Source organism: Caulobacter sp. SL161 (genome assembly GCF_026672375.1).
Taxonomy (GTDB): Bacteria; Pseudomonadota; Alphaproteobacteria; order Caulobacterales; family Caulobacteraceae; genus Caulobacter.
Map to the genome: position 1 here is coordinate 2,424,576 of NZ_JAPPRA010000001.1, position 17,543 is coordinate 2,442,118.

17 protein-coding genes are annotated in these 17,543 nt (G+C 66.1%); 12 read left to right on the plus strand and 5 right to left on the minus strand.

Annotated features, from left to right (window positions below; genetic code table 11):
- Nucleotides 1-15: 15 nt before the first annotated feature.
- Both rpmF and OVA11_RS11835 read left to right on the plus strand, forming a co-directional pair.
- Nucleotides 16-198, plus strand: coding sequence for a 50S ribosomal protein L32 (rpmF, locus tag OVA11_RS11830; protein ID WP_010919589.1), 183 nt, complete (start codon nt 16-18; stop codon nt 196-198).
- Between the two features lie 121 nt (nt 199-319).
- A complete protein-coding gene (locus tag OVA11_RS11835; RefSeq protein WP_268068957.1) occupies nt 320-1,318 on the plus strand; it encodes a retropepsin-like aspartic protease in 999 nt (332 codons plus the stop codon).
- A 12-nt stretch (nt 1,319-1,330) separates the two neighbouring features.
- On the opposite strand, the gene OVA11_RS11840 is transcribed toward OVA11_RS11835, so the two are convergent.
- Entirely contained in the window at nt 1,331-2,101 is a 771-nt protein-coding gene (locus tag OVA11_RS11840) for an enoyl-CoA hydratase (RefSeq protein WP_268067585.1), read from the minus strand.
- A gap of 113 nt (nt 2,102-2,214) precedes the next feature.
- Between OVA11_RS11840 and eno the strand changes: the two genes are divergently transcribed.
- The 8 genes from eno (at nt 2,215) to OVA11_RS11880 (ending at nt 11,585) form a co-directional block, all read left to right on the plus strand.
- A complete protein-coding gene (eno, locus tag OVA11_RS11845; RefSeq protein ID WP_010919592.1) occupies nt 2,215-3,495 on the plus strand; it encodes a phosphopyruvate hydratase in 1,281 nt (426 codons plus the stop codon).
- Between the two features lie 355 nt (nt 3,496-3,850).
- Nucleotides 3,851-4,153, plus strand: a complete 303-nt coding sequence (locus tag OVA11_RS11850) for an FtsB family cell division protein (RefSeq protein WP_096033270.1) — start codon at nt 3,851-3,853, stop codon at nt 4,151-4,153.
- 165 nt (nt 4,154-4,318) lie between these two features.
- Nucleotides 4,319-5,350 carry a pyruvate dehydrogenase (acetyl-transferring) E1 component subunit alpha gene (gene pdhA / locus OVA11_RS11855; RefSeq protein WP_010919594.1) on the plus strand — a complete coding sequence of 344 codons (1,032 nt, stop codon included), beginning with the start codon at nt 4,319-4,321 and terminating at the stop codon, nt 5,348-5,350.
- Complete coding sequence (locus tag OVA11_RS11860) at nt 5,347-6,702, plus strand: pyruvate dehydrogenase complex E1 component subunit beta (RefSeq protein ID WP_268067586.1); 1,356 nt, start codon at nt 5,347-5,349, stop codon at nt 6,700-6,702. Before pdhA ends, OVA11_RS11860 begins: the two co-directional genes overlap by 4 nt.
- A 141-nt stretch (nt 6,703-6,843) precedes the next feature.
- Complete coding sequence (locus OVA11_RS11865; protein WP_268067587.1) at nt 6,844-8,124, plus strand: pyruvate dehydrogenase complex dihydrolipoamide acetyltransferase; 1,281 nt, start codon at nt 6,844-6,846, stop codon at nt 8,122-8,124.
- 18 nt (nt 8,125-8,142) lie between these two features.
- Entirely contained in the window at nt 8,143-8,625 is a 483-nt protein-coding gene (locus OVA11_RS11870; RefSeq protein WP_268067588.1) for a glutathione peroxidase, read from the plus strand.
- Between the two features lie 82 nt (nt 8,626-8,707).
- Nucleotides 8,708-10,108 (plus strand): dihydrolipoyl dehydrogenase, encoded by a 1,401-nt coding sequence (gene lpdA, locus OVA11_RS11875; protein WP_096033274.1) that lies wholly within the window; start codon nt 8,708-8,710, stop codon nt 10,106-10,108.
- Nucleotides 10,109-10,127: 19 nt separating this feature from the next.
- Nucleotides 10,128-11,585, plus strand: a complete 1,458-nt coding sequence (locus OVA11_RS11880; protein ID WP_268067589.1) for a DUF6880 family protein — start codon at nt 10,128-10,130, stop codon at nt 11,583-11,585.
- Between the two features lie 14 nt (nt 11,586-11,599).
- Here OVA11_RS11880 and OVA11_RS11885 read toward each other — a convergent pair whose 3' ends face one another.
- Entirely contained in the window at nt 11,600-13,153 is a 1,554-nt protein-coding gene (locus OVA11_RS11885) for an AMP-binding protein (protein ID WP_268067590.1), read from the minus strand.
- A gap of 88 nt (nt 13,154-13,241) precedes the next feature.
- The gene (locus OVA11_RS11890) at nt 13,242-14,318 is read right to left on the minus strand and encodes an alpha/beta fold hydrolase (protein WP_268067591.1); all 1,077 of its coding nucleotides are present in this window, start codon (nt 14,316-14,318) and stop codon (nt 13,242-13,244) included.
- 82 nt (nt 14,319-14,400) lie between these two features.
- Between OVA11_RS11890 and lipA the strand changes: the two genes are divergently transcribed.
- Together lipA and OVA11_RS11900 are read left to right on the plus strand one after the other, a co-directional pair.
- Nucleotides 14,401-15,378 carry a lipoyl synthase gene (gene lipA / locus OVA11_RS11895; protein WP_096033277.1) on the plus strand — a complete coding sequence of 326 codons (978 nt, stop codon included), beginning with the start codon at nt 14,401-14,403 and terminating at the stop codon, nt 15,376-15,378.
- Between the two features lie 3 nt (nt 15,379-15,381).
- Entirely contained in the window at nt 15,382-15,828 is a 447-nt protein-coding gene (locus tag OVA11_RS11900; RefSeq protein WP_096033278.1) for a type II toxin-antitoxin system RatA family toxin, read from the plus strand.
- Here the strand turns inward: OVA11_RS11900 and OVA11_RS11905 are convergent.
- Together OVA11_RS11905 and OVA11_RS11910 are read right to left on the minus strand one after the other, a co-directional pair.
- On the minus strand, nt 15,825-16,316 hold the full coding sequence (locus OVA11_RS11905; RefSeq protein ID WP_010919605.1) for a CinA family protein: 492 nt from the start codon (nt 16,314-16,316) through the stop codon (nt 15,825-15,827). The genes OVA11_RS11900 and OVA11_RS11905 overlap by 4 nt on opposite strands.
- 38 nt (nt 16,317-16,354) lie before the next feature.
- The gene (locus OVA11_RS11910; RefSeq protein WP_268067592.1) at nt 16,355-17,503 is read right to left on the minus strand and encodes a bifunctional 2-C-methyl-D-erythritol 4-phosphate cytidylyltransferase/2-C-methyl-D-erythritol 2,4-cyclodiphosphate synthase; all 1,149 of its coding nucleotides are present in this window, start codon (nt 17,501-17,503) and stop codon (nt 16,355-16,357) included.
- Nucleotides 17,504-17,543: the final 40 nt, after the last annotated feature.

Sequence of the window (17,543 nt, forward strand, 5' to 3'; positions counted from 1 at the left end):
AGCAGAGTCACTTCGATGGCCGTTCCTAAAAGAAAAACTTCGCCTTCTCGCCGGAACATGCGCCGGTCGCACCACGCCCTGGGCGCCAACTCGTTCATCGAGGACAAGGACACGGGTGAGCTGCGCCGTCCGCACCATGTCGATCTGAAGACCGGCATGTACAACGGCAAGCAGATCCTGACGCCGAAGGAAGACTAAGTCTTCTTCCGCCTCTGACGGTCTGAAAGCGCCGCCGGGCTCGTTCCGGCGGCGCTTTTCGTCGTATTTTGTCGTGTGCGTCAAAAACGGTGTTATCCTTCCCGTCGGGAGGAGCAGGCCGATGTTCACACGTCGCACGCTGGCCGGAGGTCTGGGCTCGATCCTGGCCGCGCCCGGCCTCCTTGGCGCCAGCGCTCAGGCCGCGGTGGCGAACCAGACGCCCCCCGCGATTCCCAGTGGCCGCGAGATCGGCGCCGGCGAAGATCCGCTGGTGATCCTGGACGCCGCGCTCGATAGCGACGCCCGCCTGACGGTCGCCACGACGATCAACAGCGAGGCGGGCTTTCGCTTCGTCGTCGACACCGGCGCCGACAGGACTGTCCTGACGCCTGGTCTGGCTGAGCGCCTCAATCTGCCGCGAGGACCCGACGTCCTGGTTCACGGCGCCACCGGCGCGGTCACGTGCCGGACCGCGCTGGTGCGCTCCTTGCGGGCCGGCGACACGGGGCTGACCAACAGCATCCTGCCCGTCCTGCCGTATGAACGGGTGGGCGCCGATGGCCTTCTCGGCGTCGACGCCCTGGACGGGCGGAATGTCATCATCGACTTCCGAAAGAATCAGCTGGAGATCCGCCGCAGCGCGCCAAGCTTCGAACCGTACGCGAGTTCGCGGGAGGTTACGGTTTCGGCGGATTCGCGGTTTGGGCGGCTCACCCTGGCCCACTCCCGGATCGCCGGCGCAAGGTCATTGGCCTTCATCGACTCCGGCGGCGGGGTCAGCATCGGCAACATGGCGCTGGCTCGATCGATCGCCGCTAAGCGGCGCCGTTCTTCCGATTTGGTTCGCCCGATCCGATTGCTCACCGCCAGTGGTGAGATCCAGCTTGGCGAGTTCCGCGTCATTCCCGCCATCACGATGGGAGACCTGCGCCTGACCAATACCCCCATGGCGTTCGCGGATTTGCACGTCTTCAACCACTGGGGGCTGAACGATCGGCCTGCGGCCCTGTTCGGGGTCGATGTGCTCCGGCTCTTCGCGCGGGTGGAGCTGGATTTCGGCGCAGGAAAGGTGCTGTTCCGACTGGGGCAGGGGGGCTTCTCGCCCATCCTGCAGGCGTGAAGACGGCCCGTCCTACTGGCCTCGGCCGCGCTCCATGACTTGGCGTCGCTGCGCCTCGACACGCTCGGGCGTCACCGTGCGATTGTGAGCGCTGGATCGCTCGTGCTCCAGCGCCAGCCCCTCACCAAACGCCAAGGCGTATCCGTCGTCGATCAGGGACTTGTAGAACGACAGGGCTTCCACCGGAATGGACGCCATGTCCTGGGCCATACGCAATGCGGTGGGCAACAGCTCGCTCGCTGTTGTCACGCGATTGACCAGCCCCCAGTCAGCGGCGGTGCGCGCGTCGAGGAAGTTGCCCGTGAGGGACAACTCCTTGGCCCTGTAGGGCCCGATCAGGCGCGACAGCTTCTGAGACAGCCCCCAGCCCGGCATGATGCCGACCCGCGCATGGGTGTCGGCGAAGCGCGCGTTCTCGGAAGCCAGGAGCACGTCGCACGCCAGCGCCAGTTCGAAGCCTCCGGTGATCGCGACGCCGTTGATCGCTCCGATCACCGGCTTACGGCAGGTCTCCACCGCTCGCACAGGGTTGGATCGCGCATCCTGATCGTTCGCCGCGCCCATGGCGGCGGGATCGCCGCCAAGCTCCTTGAGATCCAGCCCGGCGGTGAAGGCTCGATCGCCGGCGCCGGTCAGGATCACGACGCTGACGTCCGGATCCCGGTCGAGTTGGACGATAGCGTCATGGAGGGCCAATCTCAGCGCCTTGGAGAGGGCGTTCATCGCCTCGGGGCGATTGAGCGTCACAATGGCGATGGCGCCGCGTCGTTCGATGAGCAGCATCGGGTCCTCCCTTGGGTTATCGACGTTCACGCGGCCTCCCATGGGGAAGTCAAGTTGCGCCTTGGACGCTTGGCGGCTAAGCCTCCCGCGCCTTTGGCCTTGAGGAGAAGTCCATGACCGAGATCGTCGACATCATCGCCCGCGAAATTCTCGACAGCCGGGGGAACCCGACCGTCGAAGTCGACGTCATTCTCGAGGACGGCGCGTTCGGTCGCGCCGCAGTGCCCTCGGGCGCCTCGACGGGCGCTCACGAAGCCAACGAAAAGCGTGATGGCGACAAGGCCCGCTATCTGGGCAAGGGCGTCCAGCAGGCGGTCGACGCCGTCAACGGCGAGATCTTCGACGCGCTGTCGGGCGTCGACGCCGAAGACCAGCGTCGGGTCGACAACCTGATGATTGAGCTGGATGGCACGCCGAACAAGGCGCGTCTGGGCGCCAACGCCATTCTCGGCGTCTCGCTGGCCACCGCCAAGGCCGCCGCCGAGTCCGCCGGCCTGCCGCTCTACAAGTACGTCGGGGGCGTGAACGCCCGCGTGCTGCCGACCCCGATGATGAACATCATCAACGGCGGCGCTCACGCCGATAATCCGATCGATATCCAGGAGTTCATGATCCTGCCGACCGGCGCCAAGGACTTCCGCGAAGGCCTGCGGATGGGCGCGGAGATCTTCCACGCCCTGAAGAAGGCCCTGAAGGACGCGGGTCACAACACCAATGTCGGCGACGAGGGCGGCTTTGCGCCGAACCTGGCGTCGGCTGAAGCCGCGCTCGACTTCATCGTCAAGGCGGGTGAGAAGGCAGGCTACAAGGCCGGTGACGACTTTGTCCTGGGCCTCGACGTCGCCTCGACCGAGTTCTTCAAGAACGGCAAGTACGAGCTTGAAGGCGAGGGCAAGTCGCTGGATCCGGCCGCCATGGTCGACTACCTGGCTGGTCTGGTCGCCAAGTTCCCGATCCTGACGATCGAGGACGGCATGGCCGAAGACGATTTCGACGGCTGGAAGCTGCTGACCGACACCCTTGGCAAGAAGGTGCAACTGGTCGGCGACGACCTGTTCGTCACCAACCCCAAGCGCCTGCAGATGGGCCTGGACAAGGGTCTGGCCAACTCGATCCTGGTGAAGGTCAACCAGATCGGCACGCTCTCGGAAACCATCGACGCGGTCGAGCTGGCGCATCGTCACGGCTACACCAGCGTGATGAGCCACCGTTCGGGCGAGACCGAAGACAGCACGATCGCGGACCTGGCGGTCGCTCTGAACTGCGGTCAGATCAAGACGGGCTCGCTGGCGCGGTCGGACCGGACGGCCAAGTACAACCAACTGCTTCGCATCCAGGAAATGCTGGATGATCAGGGCGTCTACGCCGGCCGAGCGGCCCTCAAGGGTCGCTAAGCAACCCTGGAATAGTCGAGACGACAGGAGCGTGTCCGCGCGAGCGGGCACGCTCTTTTCATGTCCGATTCCCGCCGGCGCGCCTTTGCAGGGGGGAGAGATGGGCTTCGTCGAACGGCGTTTACCCACAAATTTTCTAAAAGCGAGCCGGTCGTTTCAAACGAGACCAGTTTTTCCGTGTTCGCGAGCGCGAAATGGCTTCGGCGGCGCGGTATCTAGATGCGGATGAAACCATCTCAGATGAAAGCATCGCTCGCCTGGCGGGCGATCGGCCGATAAACCCTGCTCAACGCCCGGATTTAGAAGGCGTTAAGGCCAGTCGGCGATCCTACGAATCCCTCTTTGGGACGCTGAGATGTTCGCCCGACTGCAACCCTTCCTGCCGACTGCGGCGATCTTCTTCCTGATTTTCTACTTCGCCTTTCACGCTCTGACGGGTGATCGGGGTCTGCTTTCCATCTCGCAGCGCAATGCGGACCTCGCAGCAAAAACGAGAGAACTCAGGAAGATACGCGCAGAGAGGATGGACCTTGAGGCCCGCGCTCGTCTATTACGCAGCGGCAGTCTGTCGGCTGATCTTTTGGAGGAGCGCGCGCGCTCCCTTCTGGGATACGCCGATCCGAGGGACTATGTGATCCGGGTCAAGCGTTCGCGCTGATCTGTCGCTACATCTCGGGAATGACGACGGGTCAGACGGGGATCGCCAGGATCAGCGTTTGATCTGAGTGAACATCAGGGCGTTACCTTCGCGGAACCGACGAATTTTCGGCGGGAAGCGCTCATCGGATGAAGGCCGCGATGAAGATTGGCCAGGGAGATTTGAATGGCGCGCACGCGCAAGGCTGAAGCCTCCGAGGGGAAGGCGCCGGAAACCGGTGTCAACGCCTTCGTCGGCAAGGACGAACTCCTGAAATTCTATCAGGACATGCTGCTGATCCGCCGTTTCGAGGAGCGGGCGGGCCAGTTGTACGGCATGGGCCTGATCGGCGGCTTCTGCCACCTGTACATCGGCCAGGAAGCCATCGCGGTCGGCATGCAGTCGATCTCGCAGAAGGGCGACCAGATCATCACGGGCTACCGTGACCACGGCCACATGCTGGCCGCCGGCATGGATCCTCGCGAGGTCATGGCTGAACTGACCGGCCGGGCCGGCGGTTCGTCCAAGGGCAAGGGCGGGTCGATGCACATGTTCGACATCGCCACCGGCTTCTACGGCGGTCACGGTATCGTCGGCGCCCAAGTCGCGCTCGGCACCGGTCTGGCCCTGGCCAACAGCTACCGCAACAACGGCAACGTCTCCTACGCCTATATGGGCGACGGCGCGGCCAACCAAGGTCAGGTCTACGAGAGCTTCAATATGGCCCAGCTGTGGAAGCTGCCGGTCGTGTACGTGATCGAGAACAACCAGTACGCCATGGGCACCGCCGTCGAGCGCGCCGCCTCGGAAACCGCGTTCCACAAGCGCGGCGTCTCGTTCCGCATTCCGGGCGAGGAAGTCGACGGCATGGACGTCATCGCCGTGCGTGAAGCCGGCGCCCGCGCCACCGAACACGCCCGCAGCGGCCAAGGTCCGTACATCCTCGAGATGAAGACCTATCGCTATCGCGGTCACTCGATGTCGGACCCGGCCAAGTACCGCACCAAGGAAGAGGTCGACGAGGTCAAGACGACCCGCGATCCCATCGACCACATCAAGGAACGCCTCGCCAAGGCCGGCGTCACCGAAGACGACCTGAAGGGCGTCGACGCCGAAGTGAAGCGCATTGTCGCCGAGGCCGCCGAATTCGCCCGCACGAGCCCCGAGCCCGATCCCTCGGAACTGTATACCGACGTCTACCTGGAGGCCGCCGAGTGACGGACATCCTGATGCCCGCGCTTTCCCCCACGATGGAGGAAGGCACCCTGGCCAAGTGGCTGGTGAAGGAAGGCGACACCATCAAGGCCGGCGACGTCATCGCTGAGATCGAGACCGACAAGGCGACGATGGAAGTCGAAGCCGTCGACGAAGGCGTGGTGGAAGCCATCCTGGTCCCGGCCGGCAGCGAGAACGTCAAGGTCAATACGCTGATCGCGCGCCTGAAGGGCGAAGGTGAAGCTGCGGCTCCTGCCGCTGCCGCTCCCGCCGCAGAAGCCGCGCCGGCCCCGGTCGCGACGGCTCCGGCTGCTGGCGGACCGATCTCGGCTGCGTCGACCTTCGCCGATCCGGAAATCCCGGCCGGCGCGGCGCTGAAGAAGATCACGGTCCGCGACGCCCTGCGCGACGCGATGGCCGAAGAGATGCGTCGCGACGACCGCGTGTTCCTGATGGGCGAGGAAGTCGCCCAGTATCAGGGCGCCTACAAGGTCAGCCGTGAGCTGCTGCAGGAGTTCGGCGACAAGCGCGTCATCGACACCCCGATCACCGAGCACGGCTTCGCCGGCATGGGCGTCGGCGCGGCCATGGCCGGCCTGAAGCCGATCGTCGAGTTCATGACCTGGAACTTCGCCATGCAGGCGATCGACCACATCATCAACTCGGCCGCCAAGACGCTCTACATGTCGGGCGGTCAGATCAAGTCGTCGATCGTGTTCCGTGGCCCGAACGGCGCGGCCTCGCGCGTCGGCGCCCAGCACAGCCAGGACTACGCCGCCTGGTACGGCAACGTTCCGGGCCTGAAGGTCATCGCGCCTTACGACGCCGCTGACGCCAAGGGTCTCTTGAAGGCCGCCATCCGCGATCCGAACCCGGTCGTCTTCCTCGAACACGAGATGATGTACGGCCACGAGTTCGACATCCCGGACGTCGAGGATTGGGTCGTGCCGATCGGCAAGGCCAAGGTCCGTCGCCAAGGGTCGGACGTCACGCTGGTGGCCTACAGCCGCATGGTCGGCTTCGCGCTGAAGGCGGCCGAGGAGCTGGAAAAGGACGGCATCGCCGCGGAGGTCGTCGACCTGCGCACGATCCGTCCGATGGATCACGCGACCGTCCTGGAAAGCGTCAAGAAGACCAACCGCCTGGTGACGGTCGAGGAAGGCTGGGGCCCGATGGGCGTCGGCGCCGAAGTCGTCTCTCGGATCACCGAGTTCGGCTTCGACTATCTGGACGCCCCGCCGCTGCGGGTCTGCCAGGAAGACGTGCCGCTGCCCTATGCGGCGAACCTGGAAGCCCTCAGCCTGCCTTCGGTCGAGAAGATCGTGAAGGCGGCCAAGGCGGTCTGCTACCGCTAAGAGATCGCGGCCCTCGCCCCTGGCGGGGGCCGCTGCTCTTGGCCAAGACATTCATCCCGCCCCAAAGCGGGGTATCGTGGACGCCGGCCCTCGCAGACGAAAGGGTTCGCGACCGTCCCGAAGGATTGAGGAACAAGCTCAATGTCGATCGACATCCTGATGCCCGCCCTGTCGCCCACCATGGAGGAGGGAACCCTCGCCAAGTGGCACGTCAAGGTCGGCGACACCGTCAAGGCCGGCGACGTCATCGCCGAGATCGAGACCGACAAGGCGACGATGGAAGTCGAAGCCGTCGATGAAGGCGTGGTCGAGGCCATCTTGGTCGAGGCCGGGACCGAGAACGTCAAGGTCAACGCCCTGATCGCCAAGCTGGCGGGCGAGGGCGACAGCCCCGCGCCGGCACCGAAGACTGAAGCCCCGAAGGCCGCCGTTGCTGCGCCGGCTCCCGCCGCCGCCCCGGCCGCTCCGGCGCCGGCCGCGCCGGTCGCCGCTGACGGTTCGCGCGTTTTGGCTTCGCCGCTGGCCCGCCGTCTGGCTTCGGCCGCCGGTCTGGACCTCAAGGCCATCAAGGGCACGGGCCCGCACGGCCGTGTCGTGAAGTCCGACGTTGAAGCCGCCAAGTCGGGCGCGCCGGCCGCCAAGGCCGCTCCGGCCTCGGCGCCTGCCGCCGCCGCCCCGGCCGCCGCCGCGCCGCGTCAGGCCCAGTCGCTGGAGCAGATGGGCATCCCTGCCGGCTCCTACGACCTCGTTCCGCTGGACGGCATGCGCAAGACCATCGCCCGTCGCATGACGGAGAGCTTCCGCGACGTCCCGCACTTCCCGCTGACGATCGATCTTGAGATCGACGCCCTTCTGGCGGCGCGCGCCAAGATCAACAGCCTGCTGGAGAAGCAGGGCGTGAAGGTCTCGGTGAACGACATCGTCATCAAGGCCGCCGCCGTGGCCCTGAAGCAGGTGCCCGAAGCCAACGCCAGCTACACGCCGGAAGGCATCGCCATGCACCACCACGCCGACATCGCCGTCGCCGTGGCGGTCGATGGCGGCCTGATCACGCCGATCATCCGCAAGGCTGAAACCAAGGGCCTGGCGCAGATCTCGGCTGAGATGAAGGACCTGGCCCAGCGCGCCAAGGACAAGAAGCTGAAGCCCGAGGAATTCCAGGGCGGCACCTTCTCGATCTCGAACCTCGGCATGTTCGGCATCAAGTCGTTCGCCTCGATCATCAACGAACCGCAGGGCGCGATCATGAGCGTCGGCGCGGGCGAGCAGCGTCCGGTCGTCAAAAACGGCCAACTGGCCGTGGCGACGGTCATGACCGTGACCCTGACCTGCGATCACCGCGTGGTCGACGGCTCGGTCGGCGCCAAGTTCCTGGCGGCCTTCAAGCCGCTGATCGAAGAACCGCTGACCCTGATCGTCTGATCAGGGCGCGGGGAGGGGATGGCCATGTCGGTCTACGACTATTCCGCCAAGACGCTGGACGGCCAGGACGTGAGCCTGGCCGACTATCGCGGGCAGGTTCTGCTGATCGTGAACACCGCCAGCAAGTGCGGGTTCACGCCTCAGTACGAGGGCCTTGAGGCGCTCTACAAGGCGCACAAGGATCGTGGCTTCACGGTGCTGGCCTTCCCTTGCAACCAGTTCGGCGCTCAGGAGCCGGGCGACGCCGCCGAGATCGCGAACTTCTGCTCGCTGACCTACGACGTGAGTTTCCCGGTCATGAGCAAGATCGACGTCAACGGCGCCGACGCCCATCCGCTCTACAAGTTCCTCAAGAAGGAACAGAAGGGCGTGCTGGGCACCGAGGCGATCAAGTGGAACTTCACCAAGTTTCTGATCGGCAAGGACGGCCAGGTCGTCGATCGGTTCGCGCCGACCGTGAAGCCGGAAGACCTGAAGGTCGCGGTCGAAGCGCTGCTCTAGTTTCTCCCAGACCGGTTTGCAGACTGGTCGATCGGCGCCGCGCGCTCCCTCGTGCGGCCGCCAAAATCAGGGTTAGAAGAACATGTCCACGGAATTCGATGTCGTCGTCATCGGCGCCGGTCCTGGCGGCTATGTGGCCGCGATCCGCGCCAGCCAGCTGGGCCTGAAGACAGCCATCGTCGAGCGTGAGAACCTGGGCGGCATCTGCCTGAACTGGGGCTGCATCCCGACCAAGGCGCTGCTGAAGTCCGGCGAAGTCTACGAGCAGCTGTCGCACCTGGGCGGCTATGGCCTGTCGGTCGAGAAGGCCTCGTTCGACTTCGGCAAGATCATCGAGCGCTCGCGTGGCGTGGCCAAGAACATGTCGGGCGGCATCGCCTTCCTGATGAAGAAGCACAAGATCGAGGTGATCGAAGGCGAGGCCAAGCTCGAGAAGGGCGCGCCGGCCCCTAAGGTCGTCGTCGCCCTGAAGGCCGGCGGCAGCCGCACCGTGCAGGCCAAGAACGTGATCCTGGCTAGCGGCGCTCGCGCCCGCGAGATCCCGGCCATCGGCGCGGTCTCTGACGGCGACAAGATCTGGACCTATCGCGACGCCCTGGCGCCGAAGTCGATGCCGAAGTCGCTGGTCGTGATCGGCTCGGGCGCCATCGGCATCGAGTTTGCGAGCTTCTATCGCGCCCTGGGCGCCGAAGTGACCGTCGTCGAAGCCATCGACCGCATCATGCCGGTCGAGGACGAAGAGGTCTCCAAGGCCGCCCAGAAGGCGTTCGAGAAGCGCGGTATCAAGTTCCGCGTTGGCGCCAAGGTCAGCAAGATCGAGAAGACCAAGGACGGCGTGGCCGTCACCGTGGAAGCTGGCGGCAAGATCGAGCAGCTCACCGCCGAGAAGTGCATCGTGGCCGTCGGCATCGCGCCGAACAATGACGGTCTGGAAGCCCTGGGCGTCAGCCTAGATCGCGGCCACGTCGTCACCGACAAGCATTGCCGCACCAATGTGCCCGGGCTCTACGCCATCGGCGACATCGCCGGCGCGCCGTGGCTCGCCCACAAGGCCAGCCACGAGGGCATCCACGCGGCTGAAGCCATCGCCGGCTACAAGACGCCCAACGTCCACTCGCCGATCCCGGGCTGCACATACGCCAATCCGCAGGTCGCCTCGGTGGGCTATACCGAAGCCGGCGCCAAGGCCGCAGGGATTGAGGTCAAGGCTGGCCGCTTCCCGTTCCGCGTCAACGGTAAGGCCGTGGCGGCGGGCGAGACCGAGGGCTTCGTCAAGACCGTGTTCGACGCCAAGACGGGCGCGCTGATCGGCGCGCACATGATCGGCCACGAAGTGACCGAGATGATCCAGGGCTTCGTCACCGCCATCACCCTGGAAGCGACCGAGGAAGACCTGCACGGCGTCGTCTACGCTCACCCGACCATGTCGGAAGCGATGCACGAGGCGGCTCTGGACGCCTACGGACGCGTGCTGCACATCTAAGGCAGCTTAGGGAGTCTGGATGGCGCGCAAGGCCGCCGCGACAGCGGGTGACAAGCCGAAGGTCCGTGAGGGGGCGAAGACGACCCTTTCCGAGGCCAATCTGGCCGATCTTGGCGCGGAACGGCTCGCCGCCATCCTGCTCGACCTCGCCAGCGACAGCCACGTCAAGCGCGTGCTGCGGCTGGAGCTGTTCGCCGAGGCCAGCGCCGAAGGCCTGGCGCTGGAGATTTCCAAGCGCCTGGCGACGATCGGCAAGTCTTCGTCGCGGATCCATTGGCGCAAGCGCCCGGCTTTCGCCCGTGATCTGGACCTCCATCGCCGGATGATCGAGCGGCTGGCCGAGGACGATGCGACCGCCGCGCTCAGCCTCATGCTCGATCTGCTGGACTTGGCGTCTCCGACCCTGGATCGCCTGAGCCAACCCGATGGGCCGATCGGCGATGTCTTCCTGGCGGCTCGCGACTCCATCGGCGCCATCGCCGAGAAGGCCGTGCCCGAGCCGATCACTCTGGCGGAGCGGACCGCCAAGATCCTGGCGACCGACTATCACGCCCAGATGGGATCGCTGGCCAGCGCCCTGGCTTCCGCCATGGGGCCTCAGGGGCGGGCCCATCTGCGGCAGGTGCTGGAAACCGTTCTGGCGATGAACGCCAAGCGCCTGCGCGGCGCAGATCCCATGGCGGCGGTCTACAAGGACGCCTTGCGGCGCCTGGCCGACGCCAGCGGCGATATCGACGCCTTCGAGGCGACCTTCGCGCCGGAGCTTCGCCGCACGCCGCTGGTCTCGGCCGAGATCGCCCGGCGCCTGCTTGCGGCGGGCCGTGGCGAAGACGCCTTGGCCACCCTGCAAGCCGGCGCGCCCGGCGAAGCGCGGGGACGCCATCCCACGTCCGTCGAGGAGCGCGCCGCATGGGAAGAGGTGATGCTGGAGGCGCTGGAGGCCACAGGACATCGTCAGGAGGCCCAACAGCGCCGCTGGGCGGAGTTCGAGCGCACGCTCTCCATTCCGCTTCTGAGAACCTACCTGAAGGGCCTTCCAGACTTCGACGACGTCGAGGCCGAGGATCAGGCCAAGGCGGTCGCGCGACGCTTCCCGCGCTTTGACACAGCGTTGGCGTTCTTCGTGTCGTGGCCGGACTTCGCGGCGGCCTCGCGTCTGGTCCTTTCCCGCTCGGGCGAGATCAACGGTGCGGACGACATCCTGATCACCGAAGCGGCGCGGCGACTAGAGGGAGGCTATCCTCTGGCGGCCACGCTGCTGCTGCGCGCCTCGATCCAACATGTGCTGACCTACGGCGTCGCGACACGCTACAGCGACGCCGCGCGCCAGTTGCTGGAGGCCGAGTCCCTGGCCGTCATGGTCGGTGACTTCGGCGAGTATCCTGACCACGCGAGCTTCGTCGCCGATCTGCGGGCGACGCACGCTCGCAAGCAGGGCTTCCGCGGCGAGCTTGAAGCGCTCGGCGCGTCCTTCTAGCCGCCGGAGCTTACTCAGGCCGCTTGCGTGTCGGTTTCCGCCATGCGCTGGATCGCGACATAGTCCGTCTTGCCGCTGCCGAGCACGGGCACTTCGGTGACCTTCAGGATCTTGCGCGGGACCGCCAGCTCGGGCGCGCCGATCGTCTGAGCGTGCGCGACAAGCGGCGCGACGTCAGCGTCGTGGCGATCGGTGACCAAGATGAGCTTCTCGCCCTTCTTCTTGTCCGGCATCGAGATCACCGCATGGCGACCGTCCGGCCAAACTGCTGCGGCGAGGTCTTCGGCGGCGGTCAGTGAGACCATTTCGCCACCGATCTTGGCGAAGCGCTTCACGCGGCCTTTGATGGTGATCCACTGGTCGTCGGACATGATGACCACATCACCGGTGTCATGCCAGCCGCCCTCAGGGGCGTCGACGCCGCCGTCCTCGCGCAGATAGCCAGCCATGATGTTCGGACCGCGCACGAACAGGCGTCCACCCTCGGGGATGCCCTCGACCGGTTCGACCCGCACCTCCTGGCCCGGGAGCAGTCCGCCGACGGTGCCGGGGCGATTGTCGGTCGGCTTGTTCACCGCGATCACGGGCGAGGCCTCGGTCGCGCCGTAGCCCTCGAGCAGCGGCACGCCGCCGAAGCGCTCCTTGATCAGGGTGTGGGTCTCATCGCGAACCTTCTCGGCGCCACAGACCACGAACTCCAGGCCCGAAAGCTCGTCGGACTCCGCCGCGCGAGCGTACTGGTTCACGAAGGTGTCGGTCGCCAGCAGGATCGAGGCCTTGGCGTCCTTGATCAGCGGCGGGATCTGCTTGGTGTGCAGGGGCGAGGGATACTGGAACGCCTTCATGCCGGTCAGGATCGGCAGGATCACACCGCCGGTCAGGCCGAAACAGTGGAAGACGGGCAGGGGATTGAACATCACCCAGTCCGGGTCGAGCTCGATATGCGCCGCGACCTGCATGGCGTTCTGGACCAGGTTCTCCTGGGTCAGCACAACGCCGCGCGGGGCGCCGAAGCTGCCAGAGGTGAAGAGCACCACGCCCTTGTCCGAGGGCTTGGCCGGCGCCCGGAACTGGCGTGGGAACATGCCGGCTGCGGCGGCGAACAGCTTGTCCGGCAGGCCGATCGTGCCCCGCACGTCTTCCAGATAGGTCACCTGCGCCTGCTCGGCGATCGCATCGACGATGTCGTGCAGCTTGCCAAGCTCGATGAACTTGTGCGCGGTGAGCACGCGGTTGATCTTGGCCAGCTTGCAGGCGGCCTTGATGTTCCGGATGCCGGCCGTGAAGTTCAGCATCGTCGGCACGCGCCCGAAGGCGTGTAGCGCGAAGAAGGTGACCACCGAGCCCGCGCCCGACGGCAGCAGCACGCCGACATGCTCGCCAGGCTTGGTCATGGCGGCGATCTTGCGGCCGAGCGCAAAGCTGGCCCGGATCAGATCCGTATAGGTCAGCGGGTTGCGATCCTGGTCCTCCAGGATCGGCTTCTTTGCGCCGAACTTGTCGCGGGCGTCGATGAGGGCGTCGAAGATGGCCTTTTGGCCGTTCCGCACGTCGTAAGCTACCGGCATCCCGGCGAAACCTCCCCGATGAGCGGTGGGCGCTCTCGTTCGTTAAACGGCGAGTCTGCCGAGGAAGGTCCAGCTTTGCAAGGAAGAGTCACAATCCGTGACCTTGATCCTTCGTCGGACTGGGTTTTGGCGGCGCATCGGGCGCTGCGAACTTCGCAACTTCAGTGAGCCAAGGGACTCGAACGGCGTCCGATTCCATGTGCAGGTCGTGCGCGCCTCCAGCGTAGCGGATCTCGCGGCAGGCCTTCATGTCTCTGCAGAGGCGCGTTTGAGCCTTCGCGGTAACGACGCGGTCACGGCCGGCGTTGAGCATCAGGACGGGGACGGTCGCCTTGCCAATATCGCGCGCGGCGGCCTCTGATGCGTCGAAGAACGCGGCGAACCATCCCAGGCTCCGCCCGCCCATGCGAAGATCCGGATTGGCCAGCATCCAGGCGGCCTGCACCTTGCCGCGGTCGGCGTCGTGGGTGAGGCCCGCAGCCTTGCCGTCCAGACCGTCTCGACGCCAGCCTCTCTGGTCTGAAGAGCGGATCCAGCCCAGTCGGAGGGTTCTCAGCGCTGGCGTAAATCTGGCGAAATCAGAGCGGGGCCGGGGTAGGGCGCTCAGGTCGAACGCCGGGGATGAGAGCAGAAGGGCGTCCATGGGCAGACCTGTCTGCGCCGCTCGCAGCGCGACTAAACCGCCTTCACCATGTCCCAGGACGACGAAGCGCGCCCCGCCCTTGGGGCGGATCACAGTATTGACCAGCGCTTTGACCACCGCGACGTCAGGATCGAAGCTGTCGATGTGGCCAAGGTCACGCCACGGCGTCAGTCGTTCAGACCCGCCCTGTCCCTGACGTTCTAGGACCCAGACGGTGAAGCCGCGCCGCGTGAGGGCCGACACGGTTTCGAACCACTTTTCCGCTGTTTCGCCATAACCGGTGAGGATCAGGATTGTTCCTCGGGACGACACCGGCGGCGCGGTGACGCCGTAGCGCTGCACTGGACCGTCGCCGGACTGGATGTATCCCCAGGCCCATCCCTGCGGCGGATAGAAGCGGGCGGTCAGGGCCGGCGGCGTTCGACTCTCTGCAAACGGCGCGCGAGAGGCCCCGTCCCCGCAAGCGGAGACGACCAGGCTGAGCGCGATAGCCGGGACGGCTGCGAGGAGACGGCGACGCATACGCTCCAGTCATTTCGCGCCTTGTGAGCTTACGCAAGATCAAGCGCTTGATCCGGAGGGCAAGAAGACCGATTTAGGCGCCATGGCCACGGTGATCGACACGCTGAAGGCTCGCGGCTCGGAAGACCGGGCGGCGCGCCATCCCGAAAAGCAGAACCGCCCGGATACGCCGGTGCTTCGCAAACCGGAGTGGCTGCGCGTGCGCGCGCCGGGTTCGGGTCAATACAACGAGACCAAGGGCATTGTGCGCGAGCACAAGCTTCACACGGTCTGCGAGGAAGCGGCCTGTCCGAACATCGGCGAGTGCTGGAGCCAGAAGCACGCGACCATGATGATCATGGGCGAGATCTGCACGCGCGCCTGCGCCTTCTGCAACGTCACGACGGGCCTGCCGACACAACTGGATCCGGATGAGCCGCGCCGCGTGGCCGAGGCCGTCGCTAAGATGGGCCTCAAGCACGTGGTCATCACCTCGGTGGATCGCGATGACCTTCTGGACGGGGGGGCGCGTCACTTCGCCGAGGTCGTTACGTCCATCCGGGCCGCCGCTCCGGGCACCACCATCGAGATTCTGACGCCGGATTTCCTCCGCAAGGAGGGCGCCGAGAACGTCGTCATCGACTCCAAGCCGGACGTCTTCAACCACAACCTCGAAACCGTGCCGCGGCTCTACCTCAAGATCCGTCCTGGCGCGCGTTACTACAATTCGCTCCGCCTGCTGGACCGCGTGAAGCAGCGGGACCCTTCGCAGTTCACCAAGTCGGGCCTGATGGTCGGCCTGGGTGAAACCAAGGAAGAGGTCATGCAGGTGATGGACGACATGCGCTCGGCGGGCGTCGACTTCATCACCATCGGCCAGTACCTGCAGCCCACCCGCAAGCACGCGGCGATCGACCGTTTCGTGACGCCTGAAGAGTTCAAGGCCTACGAGGCGATCGCCCGGGCCAAGGGCTTCCTGATGGTGTCGTCCAGTCCGCTGACCCGCTCGTCGCACCACGCCGGCGAGGATTTCGCCAAGTTGCAGGCCGCGCGGCGCGCCCTCGACGCTCGTACCGCCTAAGCCTTGCACCGTCACGTCGTTACGAAGGTGCTGCCCTATACGCCCGACCAGCTGTTCGAGCTGGTCGGAGACGTCGAGGCGTATCCGAAGTTCGTGCCCTGGATCACGGGCATGCGCACCTGGAATGGTCGCGTCGATGGGCCCGTGAGCACTGTTGACGCTGAAGCCCAGGTGGGCTTCTCGTTTCTGCGCGAGAAGTTCGCGACCCGCGTTCGTCGTGACAAAGACGCCCGATCGATCGATGTCAGCCTGCTCTATGGCCCGTTCAAGCGCCTTAGCAATGGCTGGCGCTTTATGCCCGAGGGCGATGCGACCCGTGTCGAGTTCGTCATCGAGTTTGCGTTCAAGTCCGCGCTGCTAGACGCCATGCTGGCCGCGAACGTGGACCGCGCGGCGGGCAAGCTGATCGCCTGCTTCGAGGCGCGCGCGCAGCAACTGCACGGCGCCTAGGCGACGGCTTCGCGAAGCATCTCCAGCGCGGTAAGGACGGCGGCCAGTTGCACGGCCTCACGCGTCTGGCCATCGAAACGCTCGTGGCGGTGCGCCACCGAGCGGTTGGCCCGCGCCACGGCGAAATGGACGGTCCCGACGGGCTTCATCGGTGTGCCGCCGCCCGGACCGGCGACGCCAGTGATCGCGACCGCCACATGGCCGTTGCTCTCTCTCAAGGCACCTTCCGCCATCGCCCGCGCCACGGGCTCCGAAACCGCGCCATAGTCGGCGAGGAGATCCCCGGCGACGCCCAGCATCTCGGACTTCGCCCGGTTGGTGTAGGTCACGAAGCCGCGCTCAAAGACGTCCGAGGCGCCGGAGATCGAACAGATCGCGCCTGCGACCAGCCCGCCGGTGCAGCTTTCCGCTGTCACCAGTCGGAGGGACCGCGCGCGGGCCTCGTCGATCAGCAGGCGTGACAGGGTCTGGATTTCGAGGGGGAACATGAGAGCCTCCGGTCTCGCGGGCGTTGAGACTAACCTAATCAGGCCGGCGTCTCGACCGCGACGACGGCCGAGGCGGCGAGGCCTTCGCCGCGGCCGGTGAAGCCCATCTTCTCGGTAGTGGTCGCCTTGACGCTGACGCGGTCGACGGGGATCGAGAGAATCTCGGCCAGTCGCTCGCGCATGGCCTGGCGGTGCGGCTTGATCTTGGGGCGCTCGCAGATCAGCGTCACGTCGACATTGACCAGCGCACCGCCCTTGGCGGTCACGAGATCGACTGCGTGCTTGAGGAACTGGTCGGAGGCGGCGCCCTTCCACTTGGGGTCCGTGGGGGGGAAGTGGTCGCCGATGTCGCCTTCGCCGATCGCGCCAAGGATGGCGTCGGTCAGCGCGTGCAGGCCAGCGTCGGCATCCGAGTGCCCCACCAGGGTCTCGTCGTGCTTGATCGCAACGCCGCAGAGCCAGACCTCCTCGCCAGGGCCCCAGCGGTGCGCATCGAAGCCTTGGCCGACACGGGTGACGCGCGCGACGCCGGCGAGATGTTCGGCCATGGCGAAATCCTCTGGATAGGTCAGTTTCGTGAGAAGCGGGTCACCCGCGGTCAAAGCGATGCGCCCGCCCGCCGCCTCGACGACCTGGGCGTCGTCGGTGGGGTCTCCATGGGTCCAGGCGGCATAGGCGGCGATGAGCGTATCGCGACGCGCCGCTTGCGGTGTCTGCGCGCGCCACAGGTGCTCGCGCGAGACGGTCTGTGCCGCTTCGCCGGTCGCCTGTCGCTTCAAGGTGTCGGCGACGGCGAGGGCGGGCAGGGCGAGGTCGGCGTCGGACAGCGCCCCGAGCAAGGCGAGGATCACGTTGCGCGACACGAAGGGGCGAGCCGCATCGTGGATCATCACCGGCTCAGCGTCCGGGCGCTCGGACAGGGCGGCAAGGCCTGCCTGGACAGATAGCGCCCGAGTCGCGCCGCCCAGAGTCGAGCGCCAGCCCTGGAGGCCTTCCAGGATGCGCGGGAGGAAGGCTGCGCCGTCCGCCGTGGTGACGATCACGACCTCGGCCGCGCCCGCCGCCAGGAACGCCTCCACCGACCAGCGCAGGACGGGCTTACCGGCCAGAACGCGCCATTGCTTGGCTTGGCCCGGCCCGGCGCGGGTTCCGGAGCCTGCGGCGACGATGACGACGGAGAAGGTCATGGCGGCTGTTTAGTCTGGCCGCGCCGCTTGTCCAGTCGAT

Coding starts and splice junctions, on each gene's coding strand:
- rpmF (WP_010919589.1), top strand. CDS start 16: ATGGCCGTTCCTAAAAGAAAAACTTCGCCTTCTCGCCGGAACATGCGC.
- OVA11_RS11885 (WP_268067590.1), bottom strand. CDS start 13,153: ATGCCGGTAGCTTACGACGTGCGGAACGGCCAAAAGGCCATCTTCGAC.
- pdhA (WP_010919594.1), top strand. CDS start 4,319: ATGGCGCGCACGCGCAAGGCTGAAGCCTCCGAGGGGAAGGCGCCGGAA.
- lpdA (WP_096033274.1), top strand. CDS start 8,708: ATGTCCACGGAATTCGATGTCGTCGTCATCGGCGCCGGTCCTGGCGGC.
- OVA11_RS11865 (WP_268067587.1), top strand. CDS start 6,844: ATGTCGATCGACATCCTGATGCCCGCCCTGTCGCCCACCATGGAGGAG.
- lipA (WP_096033277.1), top strand. CDS start 14,401: ATGGCCACGGTGATCGACACGCTGAAGGCTCGCGGCTCGGAAGACCGG.
- OVA11_RS11905 (WP_010919605.1), bottom strand. CDS start 16,316: ATGTTCCCCCTCGAAATCCAGACCCTGTCACGCCTGCTGATCGACGAG.
- OVA11_RS11870 (WP_268067588.1), top strand. CDS start 8,143: ATGGCCATGTCGGTCTACGACTATTCCGCCAAGACGCTGGACGGCCAG.
- OVA11_RS11835 (WP_268068957.1), top strand. CDS start 320: ATGTTCACACGTCGCACGCTGGCCGGAGGTCTGGGCTCGATCCTGGCC.
- OVA11_RS11910 (WP_268067592.1), bottom strand. CDS start 17,503: ATGACCTTCTCCGTCGTCATCGTCGCCGCAGGCTCCGGAACCCGCGCC.
- OVA11_RS11880 (WP_268067589.1), top strand. CDS start 10,128: ATGGCGCGCAAGGCCGCCGCGACAGCGGGTGACAAGCCGAAGGTCCGT.
- OVA11_RS11840 (WP_268067585.1), bottom strand. CDS start 2,101: ATGCTGCTCATCGAACGACGCGGCGCCATCGCCATTGTGACGCTCAAT.
- OVA11_RS11890 (WP_268067591.1), bottom strand. CDS start 14,318: ATGCGTCGCCGTCTCCTCGCAGCCGTCCCGGCTATCGCGCTCAGCCTG.
- OVA11_RS11850 (WP_096033270.1), top strand. CDS start 3,851: ATGTTCGCCCGACTGCAACCCTTCCTGCCGACTGCGGCGATCTTCTTC.
- eno (WP_010919592.1), top strand. CDS start 2,215: ATGACCGAGATCGTCGACATCATCGCCCGCGAAATTCTCGACAGCCGG.